At 50.4% G+C, this 18,786-nt stretch carries 14 protein-coding genes and 1 tRNA gene; 5 read left to right on the forward strand and 10 right to left on the reverse strand.

Going from position 1 to position 18,786, the window contains the following annotated elements; all coding sequences use genetic code 11:
- Window positions 1–185 precede the first annotated feature (185 nt).
- Window positions 186–2,108, forward strand: a complete 1,923-nt coding sequence (locus QZP87_RS06315; RefSeq protein ID WP_291322079.1) for a PAS domain-containing sensor histidine kinase — start codon at window positions 186–188, stop codon at window positions 2,106–2,108.
- A gap of 34 nt (window positions 2,109–2,142) precedes the next feature.
- On the opposite strand, the gene QZP87_RS06320 is transcribed toward QZP87_RS06315, so the two are convergent.
- A tRNA-Arg gene (locus tag QZP87_RS06320) sits at window positions 2,143–2,219 on the reverse strand.
- A 522-nt stretch (window positions 2,220–2,741) separates the two neighbouring features.
- Here QZP87_RS06320 and QZP87_RS06325 point away from each other — a divergent pair.
- Complete coding sequence (locus QZP87_RS06325) at window positions 2,742–3,866, forward strand: metallophosphoesterase (protein ID WP_291322080.1); 1,125 nt, start codon at window positions 2,742–2,744, stop codon at window positions 3,864–3,866.
- Between the two features lie 763 nt (window positions 3,867–4,629).
- Here QZP87_RS06325 and QZP87_RS06330 read toward each other — a convergent pair.
- From QZP87_RS06330 to QZP87_RS06350, 5 genes are all read right to left on the reverse strand, one after another.
- A complete protein-coding gene (locus QZP87_RS06330) occupies window positions 4,630–5,124 on the reverse strand; it encodes a rubrerythrin family protein (RefSeq protein ID WP_291322081.1) in 495 nt (164 codons plus the stop codon).
- Between the two features lie 73 nt (window positions 5,125–5,197).
- Window positions 5,198–5,995: an ion transporter gene (locus QZP87_RS06335; protein WP_291322082.1), complete on the reverse strand. Its 798-nt coding sequence runs from the start codon at window positions 5,993–5,995 to the stop codon at window positions 5,198–5,200.
- 477 nt (window positions 5,996–6,472) lie between these two features.
- Complete coding sequence (locus tag QZP87_RS06340) at window positions 6,473–7,051, reverse strand: stage II sporulation protein M (RefSeq protein ID WP_291322083.1); 579 nt, start codon at window positions 7,049–7,051, stop codon at window positions 6,473–6,475.
- Between the two features lie 601 nt (window positions 7,052–7,652).
- Window positions 7,653–8,774 carry a cyclopropane fatty acyl phospholipid synthase gene (gene cfa / locus QZP87_RS06345; RefSeq protein WP_291322084.1) on the reverse strand — a complete coding sequence of 374 codons (1,122 nt, stop codon included), beginning with the start codon at window positions 8,772–8,774 and terminating at the stop codon, window positions 7,653–7,655.
- A 315-nt stretch (window positions 8,775–9,089) separates the two neighbouring features.
- The gene (locus QZP87_RS06350; protein ID WP_291322085.1) at window positions 9,090–10,238 is read right to left on the reverse strand and encodes an amidohydrolase family protein; all 1,149 of its coding nucleotides are present in this window, start codon (window positions 10,236–10,238) and stop codon (window positions 9,090–9,092) included.
- A gap of 803 nt (window positions 10,239–11,041) precedes the next feature.
- On the opposite strand from QZP87_RS06350, the gene QZP87_RS06355 reads away from it, so the two are divergent.
- On the forward strand, window positions 11,042–12,424 hold the full coding sequence (locus tag QZP87_RS06355) for a sigma-54 dependent transcriptional regulator (RefSeq protein WP_291322086.1): 1,383 nt from the start codon (window positions 11,042–11,044) through the stop codon (window positions 12,422–12,424).
- A 9-nt stretch (window positions 12,425–12,433) separates the two neighbouring features.
- Here QZP87_RS06355 and QZP87_RS06360 read toward each other — a convergent pair whose 3' ends face one another.
- The gene (locus tag QZP87_RS06360; RefSeq protein ID WP_291322087.1) at window positions 12,434–13,084 is read right to left on the reverse strand and encodes an HAD family hydrolase; all 651 of its coding nucleotides are present in this window, start codon (window positions 13,082–13,084) and stop codon (window positions 12,434–12,436) included.
- A 222-nt stretch (window positions 13,085–13,306) separates the two neighbouring features.
- Here QZP87_RS06360 and QZP87_RS06365 point away from each other — a divergent pair, with 222 nt between their 5' ends.
- Window positions 13,307–13,867, forward strand: coding sequence for a Uma2 family endonuclease (locus QZP87_RS06365; RefSeq protein ID WP_291322088.1), 561 nt, complete (start codon window positions 13,307–13,309; stop codon window positions 13,865–13,867).
- 563 nt (window positions 13,868–14,430) lie between these two features.
- Here QZP87_RS06365 and QZP87_RS06370 read toward each other — a convergent pair.
- From QZP87_RS06370 to QZP87_RS06380, 3 genes are all read right to left on the reverse strand, one after another.
- Window positions 14,431–15,174 (reverse strand): polyphenol oxidase family protein, encoded by a 744-nt coding sequence (locus QZP87_RS06370; protein ID WP_291322089.1) that lies wholly within the window; start codon window positions 15,172–15,174, stop codon window positions 14,431–14,433.
- A 103-nt stretch (window positions 15,175–15,277) separates the two neighbouring features.
- Entirely contained in the window at window positions 15,278–16,288 is a 1,011-nt protein-coding gene (gene galE, locus QZP87_RS06375) for a UDP-glucose 4-epimerase GalE (RefSeq protein WP_291322090.1), read from the reverse strand.
- 586 nt (window positions 16,289–16,874) lie between these two features.
- On the reverse strand, window positions 16,875–17,048 hold the full coding sequence (locus tag QZP87_RS06380; protein WP_291322091.1) for a hypothetical protein: 174 nt from the start codon (window positions 17,046–17,048) through the stop codon (window positions 16,875–16,877).
- Between the two features lie 863 nt (window positions 17,049–17,911).
- On the opposite strand from QZP87_RS06380, the gene QZP87_RS06385 reads away from it, so the two are divergent.
- The gene (locus tag QZP87_RS06385) at window positions 17,912–18,391 is read left to right on the forward strand and encodes a hypothetical protein (RefSeq protein ID WP_291322092.1); all 480 of its coding nucleotides are present in this window, start codon (window positions 17,912–17,914) and stop codon (window positions 18,389–18,391) included.
- Window positions 18,392–18,786: the final 395 nt, after the last annotated feature.

Here is an 18,786-nt window from a genome sequence, read left to right on the forward strand (position 1 = left end):
AAGAAGCGGCTGGAGCCGCAAGAACTAAATGTTCCCAGGCTGGAGCCTGGGAACGAGAGGTAAGCGGCTGGAGCCTGGGAACGAGAGGTAAAACTTCCGTGTGTTCCGTGGGCATAACCTCCTGGCTTTTTTTAAAAATGAAACAACATGTTTGTTCGAAATTTGTGCTATGCGCCTAAAGCATTATGAAAAACCAGGCAGACAATAATCACTACAGTAGCGATTCTTGCAATGCAACACACCAGGACCTGCTGCAGGTGTTTCACAGTGTTAACCAGGCCCTGTTTGTGCATGATAAGCACGGCAAGATCCTGGAGTTGAACGACAGGGCCCTGAAGATGTTTGGTTTGAACAGGCAGGAGGCCCTGCAGCTCAATCTCAGCAGGGATTATTTCGCTCCCAGGACGCCCCTGCGCAAGCTTTCCAAGCTCTGGCCCCGGATAAGAGCAGGTAGAAGCCTTACCTTTACATCCATTGCCCTTAACCCCGGTAGCGGGGTCAGTTTTACAGTACAGATTTTTATGAACAAAATCACCTGGAACGGCAGGGAAGCATTGCTGACCAGCCTGAGCGACATTACCAGGCACAAACAATACGAAACCAGGCTCCGGATACGCAGAAAGCAGCTTGCAGCCATACTTGACGCCGTGCCTATCGCTACCTTTGTTATTGACCATGAACACAAAGTTGTCATCTGGAACAAGGCCTGTGAAAATTTTACAGGTGTTCCAAGTGAAAAAACACTGGGCCGGGCTATAGATTCAAAGATTTTCTATCATGGCCCCCCCAGGCAGGTTCTGGCGGATATGGTCCTTGACAGCAACCAGGACAAGATGTGCCGGATGTACGGGGATAAACACCTGGCTACCTGCCTTTTTATCCCGGATGCCTTCGAAGCCAGAGACACACTCAGGATGCAGGGTGAAGACAGGGATATATATTTCCTGGCTGCCCCTTACCGGGACATGCAGGGCCGGGTGATGGGTGCAATTGAGACCATCCAGGACATAACCGACCGCACCAGGGTGGAGAGAGCCCTCAAGGCCAGTGAGAGGCGTCTCAGGGAGGTGACTGCCAATATCCCCGGTGTTGTTTACCAGTACCTTGTCCCGGGCCGCGGAAAGGGCAGGTTTACTTTTGTAAGCGATGGTGTGCGCTGGATGTTCGGTCTGGATCCCTACAAGGTGCTCGAAAACCGGGAGCTTTTTTTTCAGGGGATGGATGAAGAGATACGAAACCGGTTCCTACAGAACCTGGAGTACAATGATGATCCGGACTTTCTGCATGAGTTCGTCTTTTCCATGGACCTGGTGCAGAACGGGGAAACGATCTGGATAAAAAACAGGGCCTTGTCCCGGGTCCGGGAAGAGGACGGGGCCATCATCTGGAACGGGGTGCTCACCGATATAACCCAGGAGAAGAGACTGGAAAAAATGCGCAGCGAAGTGGAGCGCATTGTGCGCCATGATATGAAGTCCCCTCTCATCGGCATCGCCGGACTGGGGAGACTGCTGTTGAAGGAGGATATAAGCGAAAAGCAGCGTAACTTTGTGGTAACGATTTATCAGTGCGGTCTAAAGCTCCTGCGTATGCTCAACAATACCATGTCTATCCTGCAGATAGAGCAGGGAACCTATACCGTTAAAGACGAGAGAGTCAACCTGGCTGAGCTTTTCTGCTCCCTGCACGATGAGTTAATGCCGTCCGCCGAAAGCAGGTCAGTGCAACTGGAGTACTTCCTGGAAGGAAAGCCCCTGGAAAGGCAGGACACGCTAATGGTGCGGGGGGAAAGAATCCTTCTTGATTCCCTGTTTGCCAATCTGCTGCAGAATGCGCTGGATGCATCTCCAGCTGGAGATCGGGTTCAGGTAAACATAAACCGCCGCGAAAAATCATTTCTTGTGGATATCCACAACCAGGGGGCTATTCCCGAAAGCATCCGCAACAATTTTTTTGAGCGCTACGTAACTCACGGCAAACAATACGGCACGGGCCTCGGTACATACAGTGCCTTGCTCATCGCCAGGGCCCACGGCGGAGACATATCCTTTACCACTTCTGAAGATGAAGGCACCCACCTCCTTGTGACCCTGCCGGCACCGGAATGATTGATCTGAAGAAGGCGGGATGGGGGGCAAAAAATGGCGCGCCTGGGAGGATTCGAACCCCCGGCCAAGAGCTTAGAAGGCTCCTGCTCTATCCTACTGAGCTACAGGCGCACAAAATGATGGATAACCAGGTAATCTGTTCAGCGGTAACCATTCAGGGGGTGCCGGAACCGGCCCGGGGACAGTCCCCGCGACATCTTTCCTGCACAAATAAAATATGACAAACGCTAAGTTGTGTGAACCTAACATAGATAGTACTTAGCGGGGACAGTCCCCAGGCCTGGTGCCAGCAATCAATAGCGAGGATCCCCTGAATGGTTACGTTCAGCGCAATTGAGGCAGGTATAATGTTTTATAAGTTTCGCTGTAGTGCTACATTTGTAACTTCTCAATAACTCCTGGCGATCTTACACTATGAAAATACCTGGATTCCGGCTTTCGCCGGAATGACGAATGAAAACAGGTCGTTGCATTGTGATGTCATACCGGCGAAAGCCGGTATCCAGGAATACTGCCCGGAGTTATTGAGAAGTTACCAAAATTCAAGCACCAATTGTCCTTGCTATGTATCGCTGATCAAAGTAAAGAACTTGATCACCCTAAACTTTCAGGTTTTGCAGCACGAACCAAACTATGCTTTTCATCCTGGCCTTTTTCCTGGTCTACCTGGGTATGCATTGCTTCACCTGGGTGCGCTTCTCCGGGCAGTTCGGATTCTCTTCAAGAATCAGGCGCGGTGGCTTCCGGCTTTGCCTGCTCCTGGCGCTTAGCCCCATAGCCGCCCATCTCATCCCCCTTTCCTGGCCCGAACCCCTGGTGCATGTCATATGGCAAATAGTCTTTACCTGGCTGGGAGTGATATTTTACCTCTTTTTGCTCCAGCTTGCCCTTTTTGTTCTGGAACTTATTGTCCAGCCTGTATGGGGAAAGATCAGCCCCGGGTTTTCCCGGGGAGCGGCCCTTGCAATCATCATCATAACCTTTCTCACCGTGGGCTGGGGGTTTATGGAGGCAGCAGGTCCGGTGCGGGTAACAGAGTACGAAATATCTTCGCCAAAAATCGATAATGAGCTGCGAGTGGTCTTTGTCTCGGATACCCACCTGGGGGTGCAGAAGTCCATGCAGCGGGTCAAGGACCTAAAAAGTCTTGTCCATGACCAGGACCCGGACCTGATCATCCTGGGCGGGGATATATTAAACGACCACCTGGAATGGCTGCATGAAGAAGCCCGTATCATGCATGGCATGCAGGCTGGCCTGGGCAAGTACGCAGTCCTTGGCAACCACGAGTTTTATGCCGGAGTACAGGAGTCCAGAGATTTTTTCGACCGGGCCGGCTTCACACTGCTGGAAGATGAGATTGCATATATTTCCGGCACACAAATTAATATCGCAGGAGTAAGCGATCCAGCGCCATACAGGCGATTCAAAAAACACCAGGAAAACGTCACCAGGGAACTGACACGTCAGCTGGACCCGGAAAACTACAACATACTTGTCAGCCACCGTCCCTGGGGCTTTGAAATCGCCCGGGACGCCGGAGTGGACCTGCACCTGGCCGGGCATACTCACAAAGGCCAAATCTTTCCTTTCCGCTTCTTTGTCCGGCTCAAGTACGATCACGTCTACGGCATACGCCGTTTAAACGACTCCGCCCTGATAGTCACCAGCGGGGCCGGCAGCTGGGGTCCGCCCATCCGGGTCCTGGCCCCGCCGGAAATCGTTCTGGTAAAGATAAGCCCCGGCAAGGTCGACTGAAGCCTTGTATCTACCGCGGATGCGGTGGAGACCATGTGCATACCAGGTTCCTCATTCCTGGTATGCACATAAAAAACCTCTTTTATCTGCCTGCCCCGTTGAATTTCTTCCATTCAACTGGGGTGTCAATCTGTGTGATCTGTGGGCAAAAAACTCTTTTCTGTATTGGGTTGCGGGCATGGCCCGCGTTAGGCGCTTAGTACAAATTTCAAACAAACATGTTGGTCGTTATAATTGGTTCGTGGTTCCTGGTTCTTCGTTCCTGGTTACCTCTTGTTCCCAGGCTGGAGCCTGGGAACGCTTAGTTCAGTGGCACCAGCCGCTTCTTAAAAAATGTGGCTGGAGCCACAAAAAAGCGATGTTCCCAGGCTCCAGCCTGGGAACAAGAAAAAAAATCCTTGCTTGCATGTTTATGGGACAGGCACCCCGGTACTTATTTATTATTGAAATTTCAGCATATTTGAAAAAATAAGTGCGGGGAGAGCCAGTCCCCATGCCACCTTCAGAGCGCTAAACAGATACCCAAACCTGCAAATATCAAACAAAAAAGCCAGTGGCACTGAAGATTGAACTTCTTCGCCACTGGCTCATACCCTTTGACAATACAAACAGGGCTTATCACTACAGCGAAACTTATAAAATATAATATTATACCTCAATTGGGGACAGGCACTTTTGCCGGTTGATAGCTTGCACCTACTCTCAATAAACTGGCGGCAAAAGAGCCAGTCCCCGGAGGTCAATCATAAGTTTCGCTGTAGCGTTATTCAGCCTTGTAAAAGGCCTTCTTGACTGCGTTGCAGATTGGACATTTGTCCGGTGCATCGTTTTCTACAGTGTATCCGCACACAGAGCAGATGTAGTACTCCGCCTCTTCCAGGTTCTCCATTTTTTCCAGGGCCTTCTTGTACAGGTTGGCATGGACCTCTTCTACGTCATTGGCAAACTGAAAGCTTCTTTTGACCGCATTGTGGCCTTCTTCTTCGGCTTCCTTGATCATTTGCGGATACATGTGCTTGAACTCGTGCGTCTCCCCGGCAATGGCCGTTTCCAGGTTCTCTTTGGTGGTCTTTATTTCCCCCATGTTTTTCAGATGGGTATGGGCATGCACTGTCTCGGCTTCGGCAGCAGCCCTGAACAGTCTGGCCACCTGGGGAAATCCTTCCTTCTCAGCCTGCTTGGCAAAGGCCAGGTATTTACGGTTGGCCTGAGATTCTCCTGCAAAGGCATCCTGCAGATTCTTCTGGGTCTTACTCATAATCTACCTCCTGGTTATTAAATATTCATATTAATAATTATTACTATCTATTGATTTGCTTGTCAACACTTATTTATCTTCTTTTTTCCCTGAGCAGTTCCTCCATCTTGGAGTCCATATCTTCCAGGCGTTTTTCAAGCCGGGTGAGTACTACTGCCGGGTCCTGCTTGGAGCCTTCTTCAATAGCCCTATCCTCCATAGCCCCTACTATGATACCGACAACCAGGTTGATGACAGTATAAGTCGTCACCAGGATAAAAGGCACGAAAAAAAGCCAGGCGTTAGGGTAAACCTCCATTACAGGTCTAACCACGTCCTCGGACCAGCCCTCCAGAGTCATAACCTGAAACAGGGTATACAGTGAAGCACCCATATGGCCGAACATTTCCGGAAATTCGCTGCCGAACAGTTTGGTGGACATGACTGCGCCCACATAAAATACAATGGCGATAATCCCGGCCACCGAACTTACTCCGGGCAGAGCGTGCAGCATGGCTCCCACCACCCGGCGCATGCTGGGCAAAACAGAAATCATGCGCAAGACCCGCAAAACCCTCAAAGATCTTAAAACAGCAAATCCGGCCTGATCGGGTATCAGCGAAACAGCTACCACCAGAAAATCAAATACATTCCAGCCATCCTTGGGAAACTTCCTGCGCTGGGCATAAATCTTGATCAGCAACTCCACCACGAAAAAGCCCAGGCACAGTTTGTCAATGGTCAAAAGAACCGGACCGGCCAGGGCCATGGCCAAATCCGACGTTTCCAGCCCCAGAACAATGCCGTTTAATAATATTACGGCAATAACCAGCCTCTGGAACTTCTGGTTCTCAACCAGAGCTAGAGTCCTGGCCTGCAGAACTTCAGCCAAATTTCTATCTTGCTTTATAACCATCGGATATCTATAGACTAAAATATATTATTACTGTTTTACACTATGCATCTGTTGCCGTGAAAATATTTTCAAATCCAGGGTGTGAACATTATTTGTTCATGAGCAACTTTAGTGACCAACTAACGCGGGCTGTGCCCGCAACCCAAAAACATAATCTCACCCAAAGGCGCCCCAGTTAAATGGTTCCGCCTACACTTCGTGAATTTATCAGGGCAGGCAGGTTTCATGAGTAAGTCACCAGGCTTTTTCCGCGACCTTGCACAAAAAAGTGGCCCCTTCGGGGCATTATCCGGTTAACCCTTGCAGGACGTGTTGAGCACGGCTTCCTGCCCGGAGGCTTACAGCCCGGAGGGGGACAGGCTCTCCCGGTATTTATTGTTCGTATCTGTTTAGCGCTTTTAAGTAAAGCGCTAAACAGATACTTTTCATTTATGCCAGTCTATTGCCCAGACTTCAGGACAGCAATTCCAGCAAATGATAGCGGCCCTCAATAATGGCTGCGACAAAAAGCAGAGGCACAACAAAAATCAGGTAAACGCAGTGCACCCGTTTCAACCTGTCCAGCCAGGACAGGTATACTTCACTCCATCGAAAACCTACACCTCTCCACATTCCCACCCCGAAAGCAATGAACATTGCCGGCCACTCGAATATGCCGTGAGGCACCAACATGACCGCCATTTCCACCCAGGGCACGTGATCCATCCATCCGGCAAACCAGCCCAGCAGAAGTCCGTTGAAAACGGCAAATGTAAGTGGAACAATGCCGAAAAACACGACGAAACACATTGCAAGATAGCTGGCTATAAGATTGTGCACGAATATTCTCAGGATGAATTCCAATGCCCCCAAATGCATGAACTGCTGCATCAGAGAATCGAACTGAACCTCCAAAAAATCAAAATATCCCGGCAGGCTCCAGGCAACTACTGCCGCAGTGCAATAAACCAGGACAGCCCCCAGAATCCAGCTTCTGGCAGACATGAGTGTATCAATTGCCAGTTCAAAAATGTTTCTGTATACACTTTGCATGAATATTACCTTGAGAGATAAAAGCGTCTCACCCGGGGGCCCGGGACCGAACCTATAAGTAACTGACACCCCTCGTTCCCAGGCTCCAGCCTGGATACTTTCTTGTGGACGCAAAGCGTCAGAAAGATGTTTGTGACTTACTCCTGAAACCCTGCCTGCCCCCGTTAAACAATACTGAAAGCGTTCCTGCGGAGCAGGGTTTAACTGGGGCCTGCCCGGTTAAACAACGCCTCGCGTTCCAGCTTTGCTGGGTTTAACTGGGTCAGAAAAACAAGAAAAATTTGAGCCATGGCGGGGGGCAACGCCGGGCAGTGGGGCTGCCCCCGATAAGAATGAACCAGATAAAAGGCAACCAGCTTTGCTAACGAGAGATTGCAGTAACTAACCCTACAACGAAACTTATATGTACCTCAAGGGGACTGGCTCTTCCGGCACCCACTTGAAGCTGAAAATCAGGCTCCAAAGGCACAAAAACACATTCAAGTGGGTGCCGGAGTGCCTGTCCCCTCCTTTCCTTAAAAGGGCTGAACAGATACGTAATGATAAAAGAACAATTCAACCCCGTAATGCAATACATGGCGGCCAAGCGTAAACTATAGGCCTAATACCTGCAAAAAGGCTGCTTGTCACCCGGAAGATGCCTGGTAAATACCACCTGCCACAGTTGAATATACCTGGACCGAAAAGCCCCGGCACATGATAGCAGATAATACTCCCACATGCGCTTGAAGCGGAGGTCATAGCTGCTGTTTTCTGCGGAAAGCCCGGGCCAGGCTTCTTGAAAATTCCTGTTCCAGGCCATTAGGGTCTTGTCGTAGTGCGGTCCAAGGTTGTGTACGTCTTCCAGCACAAACAGGCCCTCAGCGGCCCTGGCAATCTGGGCCATGCTGGGAAGCATCCCGTTGGGAAAGATATACTTGCTTATCCAGGGATCACAGCCCCTTCTGGACCTGTTGCTGCCAATGGTATGCAGAAGAAAAATGCCATCTTTCTTCATGCAGTCATAAGCCACCTGCATAAAGGTTTGGTAATTTTTAAAACCCACATGTTCGAACATGCCCACTGAAACCAGCTTGTCATACCGTCCTGTAATCTCCCGGTAATCCTGGTCGATAAAATCCACCGGCAAGTCGCGGCAAAACTCTTCAGCATACGAGAGCTGCTCCCTGGAAATATTCACCCCCGTGACCCTGCAACCGTAATGTTCGGCAAAGTAACGGTCCAGCCCTCCCCATCCAGAGCCAATATCCAGGACATGGTCATGGGATTCAAGATGCAGCTTTCGGGCAATCAGGTCCATTTTCTCCTGCTGGGCCTTTCCAAGATCTCTGGTATTCTTGAAAAAGCCACAGCTGTACTGCAGGTGGGGGTCGAGAAATGAAAAAAACAGGTCATTGCCCAGATCGTAGTGTTTATCTGCAATTACCCGGCAACGCATCTTGGACTGCAGATTTAATAAAACAGCCGGCAGAAACCTGATCAAGTACCTGACATTTCCACTGACTTTCCGCTCCAGCCCGCTGGACAAAAGCCTGTATATCATCTCGTCTATGCGCTCGCAATCCCACCATCCGTCCATGTAGGACTCTCCCAGGCCAAGGCTTTTTTCGCTCCATACCCTCTTGTACCAGCGCTCATCATGGACCTGTATGTCCCAGGGGTTGTTTCCATTGACCTCAATACAGGCATTTTTCAACACGTTGTGGACAGTATCTGCAATCATCTTCTTCCTCGCTATGATTAAACTCTTATAAGGGGATGGTATCTGTTTAGCGCTTTGCATGTGGCATGGGGACTGGCTCTTCCGGGACCCACTTGTCCCCAAAAATGAGATATTTTAAGCACAGAATGATGCTCAAGTGGGTCCCGGAGTGCCTGTCCCCTGCTTTCCTTAAAAGCGCTAAACAGATACAGGGGGTGAAAGCTCCAGGATCGTCGTTCACGGTTGAACAGAAAGTCAAATAGTTATGAAAAACATGCGACAGCCGGGTGGAAATTGTTTTTGAACGTATACACAAAGTAATAAAAGTTCTACCTGTCAAGCATCGGCACGACAGACTGCATCTCCCTCACCGTAAACCACCTCCGGATACCCGGCCAGGTCGAACGGATCGCCCTTCCAACACACAAACGAGGCCCATTTGCCCTTTTCCAGGGTGCCAAGCCTGTCCTGAATCCCAAGCACTGTTGCATTTTTCCTGGTCAGAACCTCAATAGCCTGCTGCCTGTCAAGCCCCAGGCGCAGAAGCCAGCGGGCCTGCAAAAGCAACTGGCGGGCAGGGGTCACCGGGTGATCAGTCATGAGCCCGAATTCGACACCGGAACTCAGAAGGTGTTTCAGGTTCCGCCAATTCTCGTGCTTTAACTCCACCTTATAGGCAAAAGCATCCACAGGACCGTAAACAACCGGTATACCGCGTCTGGCCAGTTCTTCAAAGATCTCAGCATGGTGTACGCCCATGGCATGCTCAATATGTACGCGCAGTGAAAATTCATCAACCAGCCTCAAAAGGGCGGCGATGTCATCGACCTTGTGCACGTGCACCCTTAACAGGAGTTCTCCTTTCAAGACCTGGAGAAGGGTTTCTTCTTCCACGGACAGAATGATTTCTTTTTTCTTTTCCTCGTCCGCGACCTGACGGCGCTTTTCCTTGACCAGCACCTGGTCCAGCCTGTTGCGCAGCATGGCCATGGCCCCCATGCGGGTGGTGGGCCTGGACCCGCTCCAAGACGTGGTGGACATGGGATTATATCCCAGGGCCGCCTTGAGCCCGGACCTTGCAACAAAGGCCCGGGTACTGTCCGCAGCATAGTTTCGAATAACCGCGCTTCTGCCTCCGATTATATTGCCGCTTCCCGGCAGGATGCAGGAGTAAAGCACCCCTGCTTCAACGGCATCCTGCAGGGCCTGGTCATCCATCTGCAACGAGTCCAGCGCGTCAGCCATGACCAGGATAGGATCCTGTCTGTCGTTGGACTCGGCCTCGGCCCGGGGTTCACCTGCCCTGACCATGCCTATGTGGCTGTGGGGATCTATCAATGCCGGGGTTATCACCCTGCATTCATGCACCAGCTCACCCTGTACTTCCCTGGAAACCTCTTTTACTAAAGGCCCTTCAAATACCAGACATGCATTCTGCAGAACCTGGTTACCCGTATATATTGTCTGTGCCCGTACGCTTCGCATTGCTGCTTCTTCCTCCTTGTTTCAACAACTAATCCCGGCTTTGCCGAAAGGTAGCTGTTTAGCGCTTTGGATGTAGCATGGGGACTGGCTCTTCCAGGACCCATTTGTCCCAGAAAATGAAACATTTCAAGCACAAAATGATGCTCAAGTGGGTCCCGGAGTGCGCTAAACAGATACTTTTGTACCAATAGGTATAGATAACCCCCGGGACTCGAGGCAAACCATGAAAAAGCAGCGCCGGCACACATACTGGAAATGACCCTGTCGGGAATGGGCTGAACTGGTAAGCCGAAAGCTTGTCCTTTGCTGCTCTATCATGTAAATTGTTTCGCATACATTAGCAATCAACAAGAATAGACTGACGCGGGCGTAACCATTCAGGGGGTCCACAGTGGTGACTAATGGCACAAGGCCAGGGCACTGGCATCAGGCTTGGGGACTGTCCCCGCTAAGTAGTAACATTTAGCGCTTTGGATGTTGCATGAGGACTGGCTCTTTTGCCGACCTCAAACCGTAAAACGGCCGGACTGTCCGGCGGCAAAAGAGCCAGTCCCCTTCCAGCTGAAATATAGTGTCGCTGTAGCGCTAAACAGATACAAAAAATAAGTACGGGACAGTCCCCCGGGCTGGAAGCAGTACCTAGTGCTGAACAGATATGTATAAACTAAGACTTATTGAGATAAAGCGGTTGCTTAATTATCTCTGCCTCGAATTTTTGCAGGCACATCTAAATTATGATGACAGCTGATCCAAAAAAATTTATAAAAGAAAGTGCTTCCTCTAATCCCAACCCCCAAATGCATATGTCTGGAAAAATATTAATAATTGATGATGAAGAGGATATCAGGCTCTCTCTGCGTGGTATCCTGGAAGACGAAGGCTACGTGATACTGGAGGCCGAAAGTGGAGAGCTTGGCCTGCGGCTGATCGGCCCCGGGGTTGACCTTGTCCTTCTGGACATCTGGCTGCCGGGAGTGGATGGATTGGAGGTCTTAAACCGCCTACGGGAGAGCCATCCATATCTGCCTGTGGTCATGATTTCCGGACACGGCAACATCCAGACTGCGGTACAGGCCATCAAAAGCGGCGCCTTTGACTTCATAGAAAAGCCATTGTCCCTGGAAAAGGTTCTGATCACCCTGGAAAAGGCCCTTGAATTCTCCAAACTCAGGCGGGAAAACCGCAGGCTTCGCCTGAGCAGCAAATCCTCGGAAGTACACAGAATAACCGGCGAGTCCCATCATATCACGGAACTGAGGAGACACATTGAACAGGTGGCTCCTACCGAGGCCTGGGTGCTGATTACCGGCGAGAACGGTACTGGAAAAGAAATTGTGGCCAGGTCTTTGCACCTCAAAAGCAACCGGGCCGATCACCCTCTAATTGCAGTCAACTGCGCGGCCATCCCTGAAGAACTCATCGAGTCGGAACTCTTCGGCCATGAAAAAGGCTCCTTCACCGGGGCGTCGACTTCCAAGCAGGGCAAGTTTGAACTGGCTGACAGTGGTACCCTGTTTCTTGATGAAATAGGAGACATGAGCCTAAAGACCCAGGCCAAGATACTGCGCATCCTGCAGGAGCAGAGTTTTGAGCGCGTGGGCGGACACAAGACCATAAACGTCAACGTCCGGGTCATAGCCGCCACCAACAAGAACCTGCAGCAGGAAATGAAGAAGGGCAGTTTCAGGGAAGACCTGTTTTACAGGCTGAACGTCTTTCCACTGAGCCTGCCCCCCTTACGGGACAGAAAAGAAGATATCCCCCCCCTTCTGGAAGAATTCACCTCTCAGTTGAGCCAGGAACATAATTTCAAGCCCCTTAGTTTCAGCCCTGATGTCATTAGCATATTGCAGAAACACCCCTGGCCGGGAAATGTACGCGAACTCAAGAACTTTGTTGAGAGGATGTATATAATGCATCAGGGCCGGGAGATCAGTGCCTCAATGCTCCCTGCGGAGATCAGGGACGCTGCAGTCTCGGGGCAGGGTCCGGATGAAAGCGGTGCCAGGATGCAGGAGGCCATGCCCCACGACTTCAAACAGGCCAGGTCTCTGTTTGAAGCCAGGTTCCTGGACCAGAAACTGAAAGAACATGACGGCAACGTGTCCAGGCTGGCCGAGGCCATAGGCCTGGAGAGAAGCTATCTTTACCGCAAGCTCAAAAACTACAATATCAGTACGGACTGAAAGCTGCCGTCAAAAATATCCCGGAATCTCCTCCGGAGTCTCCAGAATATAATGTGCCCCGGCCTTTAACAGTTCATCTTTGCCCCGGAAGCCCCAGGCCGCCCCAAGAGCAGTCATTCCGGCGCTGTTGGCTGTAAACATATCCACGTTGGAGTCCCCCAGAAAATAAACCTGGTCCGGTTGCAGGCCCATTCTGGCAGCCACTTCCAGGGCCGGTTCAGGGTCAGGCTTGACAGCACCATTGGGCAGGGCTCCCTGCACCACCTGAAAATACCCGTCCGGAAAAAAGTGGCCCACAGTATGCAGAGTGGCCTCATGGGGCTTGTTGGACAAAACAGCCATGGGCACCCCTTTGCGGTCCAGATCCTCAAGGGCATGAAGCACCCCTGGATACGGGGCGGTCTTATTGGCCCAACGCCTGGAATACTCCTCACGGGCCGCCTGAATGCATTCATTTATAACCACCTGGTCCTGGACATCCCCGGGTACAGCCCGCCTGATAAGCATGGTCAGCCCGTCGCCAACGAAATTGCGGTAGGCATCCACAGGGTGAGTGGTCCATCCCCTGCTCTTGAGAACACTGTTCACGGTATCCGCCAGATCCTGCAGGGTATTTAGAAGAGTACCGTCCAGATCAAAAATTATCCCCCTATTGTTCATTTTACTCCTTTTTTTTTGCAAAGATTCACGGTAAATTGACTTTGTCCTGCCGGTCATGTTTCTTATATCAAAAAGGATACCGCCCTGGCAAACTTATATGCGGCACTTAAAGAATAGTCCAGACTGCCTGCGCTCGGTCGTTTCCGGCAGCAGAGCGTGGTTCTTGAGAGTTTGCATTATCTGCATGTCAAAGCCTGTTGCACCAATAATAAGGAGATTGATATGGGAGAAGCCCAACCTGTTCAGCCCATGACTGCTGCAGAATACCTGGAGTGGGAACCGGCCCAGCTGGAAAAGTATCAGTACATCCATGGGGAGATTTTTGCCATGGGCGGAGCCTCTAGACGGCATGTAACAGTAGCCGGGAACCTGTTCGCAGAACTTGACCGTTCTCTGGAAGGCTCGCCCTGCTGGGTATACATGGCGGACATGAAGCTGGAAATAAAACAAGCAGAAATTTACTTTTATCCAGATGTGCTGGTGACCTGTGATCCAGAGGACCACAAAGCAGAACTGTTCATGCGCTACCCTGTGATGATGGCCGAGGTTCTGTCCGAATCCACCGCAGCTTTTGAACGGGGAGACAAAGCGGCTTACTACCGAAACATGCCCTCACTGCAAGAATTCGTGCTCATGGACCCGGAACGCAGGCGCATCGAACTCTACCGCCGCACCCAGCAGAACACCTGGGAGTTGTTGGATATCCCCCCGGAACAACCCCTGCCCCTGCACAGCCTGGAGCTGGAAATCCCCTGGCACCGCATATTCCGCAATTTGGATTAGCACTACTAACGCTGGCCATGCCCGCAACCCAAGATAAAGAAGTGCTCTTATCCCACTTGGTACAGTCCCGCACTTATTTTTCTGATGAACAAGATACCACTACAGCGAAACTTATAAAATATTATACCTTCCTCTTGTTTAACGGGACAGGCAGGGTTTCAGGAGTAAGTCATCAGGCTTTTTCCGCGACCTTGCACGGAAAAAGTGGCCCCTCCGGGGCATCATTCCTTTATTGTTCCCACGCTCTGCGTGGGAACATCTTCCGGACGCTCCGCGTCCACCAATGACCGCAGAGCGGTCCAGATACGCTCCCACGCAGAGCGTGGGAGCGATAAGAGGGAGTAAGGGCGTATGGGAGTATGGGAGTCAAAATATCTTTACACCCACACATGGATACCCCCATACACCTATACTTTCTTCCTAAGGGAGGGGAGTTTACGCCGTGCGCGTGATCCTATCTAGAGGGGCAGGATTATAGAAAAAGTTACCAACATGTTGGTTTGAAATTTGTACTAAGCGCCTAATAACACTTCAGTTAACCTGCGTAAGCATTCAGGGGATTCTCAAAGGCGATAAACAACAGCAGCCTGCCGGCCGCTGGGCTTTTCCCGACGATGTGAGAAAAACAAATCCTCCCGGCACCTGGTGCACATATCCAGGGAAAAGACATCTGAGGGGAGCAGGCCTGCACTGACAAGCTGGTCCCGGGTCAGGGACCACAGGTCCATGGTCTTTTGCTCCGGCTGATAATATTCTGTAAACTCCCGGCTCCAATGCTCCTCAAAGTAATGAAACTCCGCGCAGCATGGCCCCAGGGAGGGGCCGCGGACTGCCAGGAGTTCCGTCGGATTAAGGTTGTAGTGTTTGCAGAACTCTTTTGTTGCTCTTTCCGGAAAGCCTGCCCGGTTTCCCCGCCAGCCGCAGTGAAGAGCGAGTACAAAATCTCCGGACTTGTGAGCAATCATGATGGGCTGACAATCCGCCGTCTTAATCACCGCACCTGCTCTAACTGACGACAGAGCTATGCCGTCTCCTTCCAGTGATGATCCGGCCAGGCAATCTTCCTGCGGGTCGAAATGCACCCTGGTGCCGTGCACCTGCTTTAGATCCACCCAGCTGTCCAGCCCTAAATCCTCTTTCAGAGCCCTTCGGTTAGTCGCAGCGTTTTCAGGCTCATCCCCAACATCCAGAGAAATGTTGCCCTGAGCAAAGCTGCCCGAACTGACTCCGCCCATCCTGGTCCCGAACACACAGAACACTTTAGCCAGACCAGGAAAAACAAACCTTATATACTGTGGGCTCTTCACGATTTTTACTCCAACAGAAGGGTTTCAGCTATCACCACAGAGGACCCCTGAATGGTGACCTCCTGATGGTGTATAACAGAAATGTTCAAGGCCATATCCACTGCTACCGGAATCCATCCGGATTGTTTTTTTGCCATCGCCAGCCATCAGCGCACATCTGTTTCAGCCCCCTTTGGGCACGCCAGCCAAGTTCCTTTTCGGCCAGACCTGGTTCGGCATAGCAAACCGCAACATCTCCGGGGCGACGGCCAACAATCTCATAAGGAATTGCAACTTGAGTGGTTTCTTCAAAGGCGGTTATCACCTGAAGTACGCTGTATCCGACTCCTGTGCCGAGATTATAAACGGCCAGACCAGGGCCGGTCTTTAGTTTTTCCATTGCTCTGATATGTCCAATGGCCAGGTCGACCACATGAATATAATCTCTGACTCCGGTTCCGTCGATGGTGGGATAGTCTCCGCCAAACACCAGCAGTTTGTCCAGTTTTCCAATGCCGACCTGAGTGATATATGGAAACAGGTTATTGGGGACATCATTGGGGTCTTCCCCGATTTCACCGCCCTCATGAGCACCTACGGGATTAAAGTAACGCAGCAGGACAATATTCCACCTTGAATCAGAAACATGCAAATCTTTAAGAATATCTTCGATCACCAGTTTTGTACGCCCATAGGGATTGGTGGTTTTCAAGGGAGCATCCTCCCTGATGGGCACGGCTTCAGGATCACCATACACAGTAGCTGAAGAACTGAACACGAAATTCCTGATCCCGTGGCGGCACATGGCATTACACAGGTTCAGGGTTCCGGTGATGTTGTTATGGTAATATCGCAGGGGCGCTTGCACTGATTCGCTTACCGCTTTAAGTCCGGCAAAATGGATCACAGCATCGAACCGCCTTTGGGAAAACAGAGCATCGAGTGGCTCAATATTCAGCAAGTCAAGTTTATGAAATTCGATTGACCCGCCTGTTATTCTTTCAACCCGACGCAGCGATTCCTCTTTGCTGTTGTCAAGATTGTCAACTACTACGACCTGGTATCCGCTATTGATCAGTTCAAGACAGGTATGGCTGCCGATGTACCCTGCTCCGCCGGTGACAAGTATGTGCATAGAAATTGACCTCTCAGTGGTTGAAAATAATCAGCGCATTCCATGGAAAGGTAACCATTCAGGGGACTCCGGATACCGGACTGGGGACTGCAATCACCATCGAGGACCCCTTGAATGGTTCCATAGAAAGTATCTGTACAGCGCTTTGCATATTGCATGCATAGTTTCCAGCCTGGAAGTGGGCTGGATCTCTCCGCACTTGTATCTGTTTAGCGCTTTTAAGGAAAGCAGGCACCCCCGCACTAATTTTTAGCTGATGCGAAGATCATTATTGAAAAATAAGTGCCGGGAGAGCCAGTCCCCGTGCCACATGCAAAGCGCTAAACAGATACCCGCACTTACTTTTCATATATTCTGAAGCGTTTCTGTAATAAAAATTTTGCGGGGTGCCTGTCCCTTATGTTGCGAGTTTTTATATATAACAGGTTGATATGCATGTAAATACGCAGGATTTGGCGTGTTCTTCGCATCTTCATTGATATCAGGTGGATATGAAGACATGCAACATAATTATTTTGGGCTGGCAACATAATTTTTGGCCTTGGAATATAGTATTACTCGTTTGGGCTCAGCCTGCATATGGGCCTTACAGCCTGTCCAGCCAGTCCAGAGTCTCCTGCTCTTTCTCCCAGTCTAGAAACTCATCCAGTTTGGGGTCATGGGTCTGGTTCTGGGTGTAGTCAATGAACTTCTGCTGCAGATCTCGTTTGCGATTCAGGCTCAGCTTGAGATGGACGTAACCATTCAGGGTGTGCCCCAATCGGCCTGGGGACAGTCCCGGCTACACCTTTTCTGCACAAATACAAAAATTATGGACGCTAAGTTTTGTGAACCTGCACAGTTACTACTTAGCGGGGACAGTCCCCAGGCCTGATGCCAGTAGCCACCACCGAGCCCCCTATGAATGGTTACAGATGGACCATGGTGGATTGCAGGTTTTCATGGCCCAGGTGGTTTTTGATGTCGGTCGGGGCTGAAGCCAGTCCCGAGCATGTTGATGGCACATGAATGCCTGATGCAATGCACCGGATTCAATCCTTGACGCACCTGCAAAAAGTCAGATATTAACTGGTAGTGATAAATATGGACCATCTAACTCTTTGATTTTAATGACTACTGACTACTGGCCACTGACTACTGCGACTGGAAATAAGACTTTTTGCAGTCGCATCATCCTTGGATAGTAAGTTCTCAATAGTTCTAAGCAGGGGTCAAAACGGGTACAGTTTATGAGCAAAGTTGTTAACTTCTCAATAACTCCGGGCGTATCTGTTTTGCGCTTTTAAGGAAACCAGGGGACAGGCAACTCCGGGACCCACTTGAGCATCAATTTGTGCTCAAAATGACTCATTTTCTGGGACAAGTGGGTCCCGGAAGAGCCAGTCCCCATGCCACATCCAAATCGCTAAACAGATACCTCCGGGCAGTATTCCTGGATACCGGCTTCCGCCGTTATGACATCACAATACAACGACTTGTTTTCATTCGTCATTTCGGCGAAAGCCGGAATCCAGGTATTTTCTTAGTGTAAGATCGCCCGGAGTTATTGAGAAGTTACCGCAAGCGTGTCTGCTAGACAATATTATATAGGCATTAAAAACCAACAATACCGGGAGATGAAAAATGCGAAAAGTTCTTTCATTGATTCTAATATTGCCGATCTCATGCATTCTACTTGTAGCATCTGAAGCAAAAGGACAGACGGCAATAAACTGGAAAGAGGCTTTTGTTACGGTTGAAAGCAACATGCAGGCGATTGAAGGGCATGAAGGGCATTTTATCGGTATCATGCACCAACGGGGATTTGCTTTTTACGAGGACGGGGAAACGGCAACTGTCAAGGTTTGGCTGACCTTTGAGCGTTCCGGCCCAGAAACGAAGTATAGTGGTTATGCAGTCTACAATTTCCTTGATGACACCACAAAAGTAGTTCGCCTGAAAGGTTCTGGTGACCCAAGAGGAAAACAGACTGGAGAATTTGTATTTAAAGGCGGTACAGGTCGTTTTGAAGGCATTGACGGTGGTGGTGCTTTTCAAGGGCAAGGTTTTCCACCCCATGGAGATATACATGTGGATGTTAACGGTACCTATTCTCTTCCTTAGTTAGTGGCTTACTCCTGAAACCCTGTTGTCATAAAATACAAGAAAAATTTGAGCCATGACGGGGGTTCAGCACTTGGCACTGGGATTGTTTCATTTTTGGACACTAAGCTCAGGTGCTCCCCCCGCCGCGCAAGCGGCTGATGCCTTTTCCTTGTGGGTCCTGCCCCGTGAAACAACGCTGAAAGCGTTCCTGCGGAGCAGGGTTTCACTGGGGTCTTATTCCCGCAAGGAAAAAACATGCTTCTTAAATCTCTTTCATCTGTGTCAATCTGCTTGCCCGGTGAAATAGACGAAGTCTCAGCGCAGTTTATCCCGTGAAACAGTCCCTTGGGACTCCCCAAAGGGGGTTTCACTGGGACGGATTTCACTGGGTGTGATCTGCCTGCCCCGTAAAA

This window comes from Desulfonatronospira sp., assembly GCA_003563255.1.
In the GTDB taxonomy this organism is placed as follows: domain Bacteria; phylum Desulfobacterota; class Desulfovibrionia; order Desulfovibrionales; family Desulfonatronovibrionaceae; genus Desulfonatronospira.

Bases quoted from the DNA above. Each gene is read 5' to 3' on its own strand.
- QZP87_RS06360 (WP_291322087.1), bottom strand. From the start codon at position 13,084: ATGAACAATAGGGGGATAATTTTTGATCTGGACGGTACTCTTCTAAAT.
- QZP87_RS06365 (WP_291322088.1), top strand. From the start codon at position 13,307: ATGGGAGAAGCCCAACCTGTTCAGCCCATGACTGCTGCAGAATACCTG.
- QZP87_RS06385 (WP_291322092.1), top strand. From the start codon at position 17,912: ATGCGAAAAGTTCTTTCATTGATTCTAATATTGCCGATCTCATGCATT.
- QZP87_RS06315 (WP_291322079.1), top strand. From the start codon at position 186: ATGAAAAACCAGGCAGACAATAATCACTACAGTAGCGATTCTTGCAAT.
- QZP87_RS06340 (WP_291322083.1), bottom strand. From the start codon at position 7,051: ATGCAAAGTGTATACAGAAACATTTTTGAACTGGCAATTGATACACTC.
- galE (WP_291322090.1), bottom strand. From the start codon at position 16,288: ATGCACATACTTGTCACCGGCGGAGCAGGGTACATCGGCAGCCATACC.
- QZP87_RS06350 (WP_291322085.1), bottom strand. From the start codon at position 10,238: ATGCGAAGCGTACGGGCACAGACAATATATACGGGTAACCAGGTTCTG.
- QZP87_RS06330 (WP_291322081.1), bottom strand. From the start codon at position 5,124: ATGAGTAAGACCCAGAAGAATCTGCAGGATGCCTTTGCAGGAGAATCT.
- QZP87_RS06355 (WP_291322086.1), top strand. From the start codon at position 11,042: ATGTCTGGAAAAATATTAATAATTGATGATGAAGAGGATATCAGGCTC.
- cfa (WP_291322084.1), bottom strand. From the start codon at position 8,774: ATGATTGCAGATACTGTCCACAACGTGTTGAAAAATGCCTGTATTGAG.
- QZP87_RS06325 (WP_291322080.1), top strand. From the start codon at position 2,742: ATGCTTTTCATCCTGGCCTTTTTCCTGGTCTACCTGGGTATGCATTGC.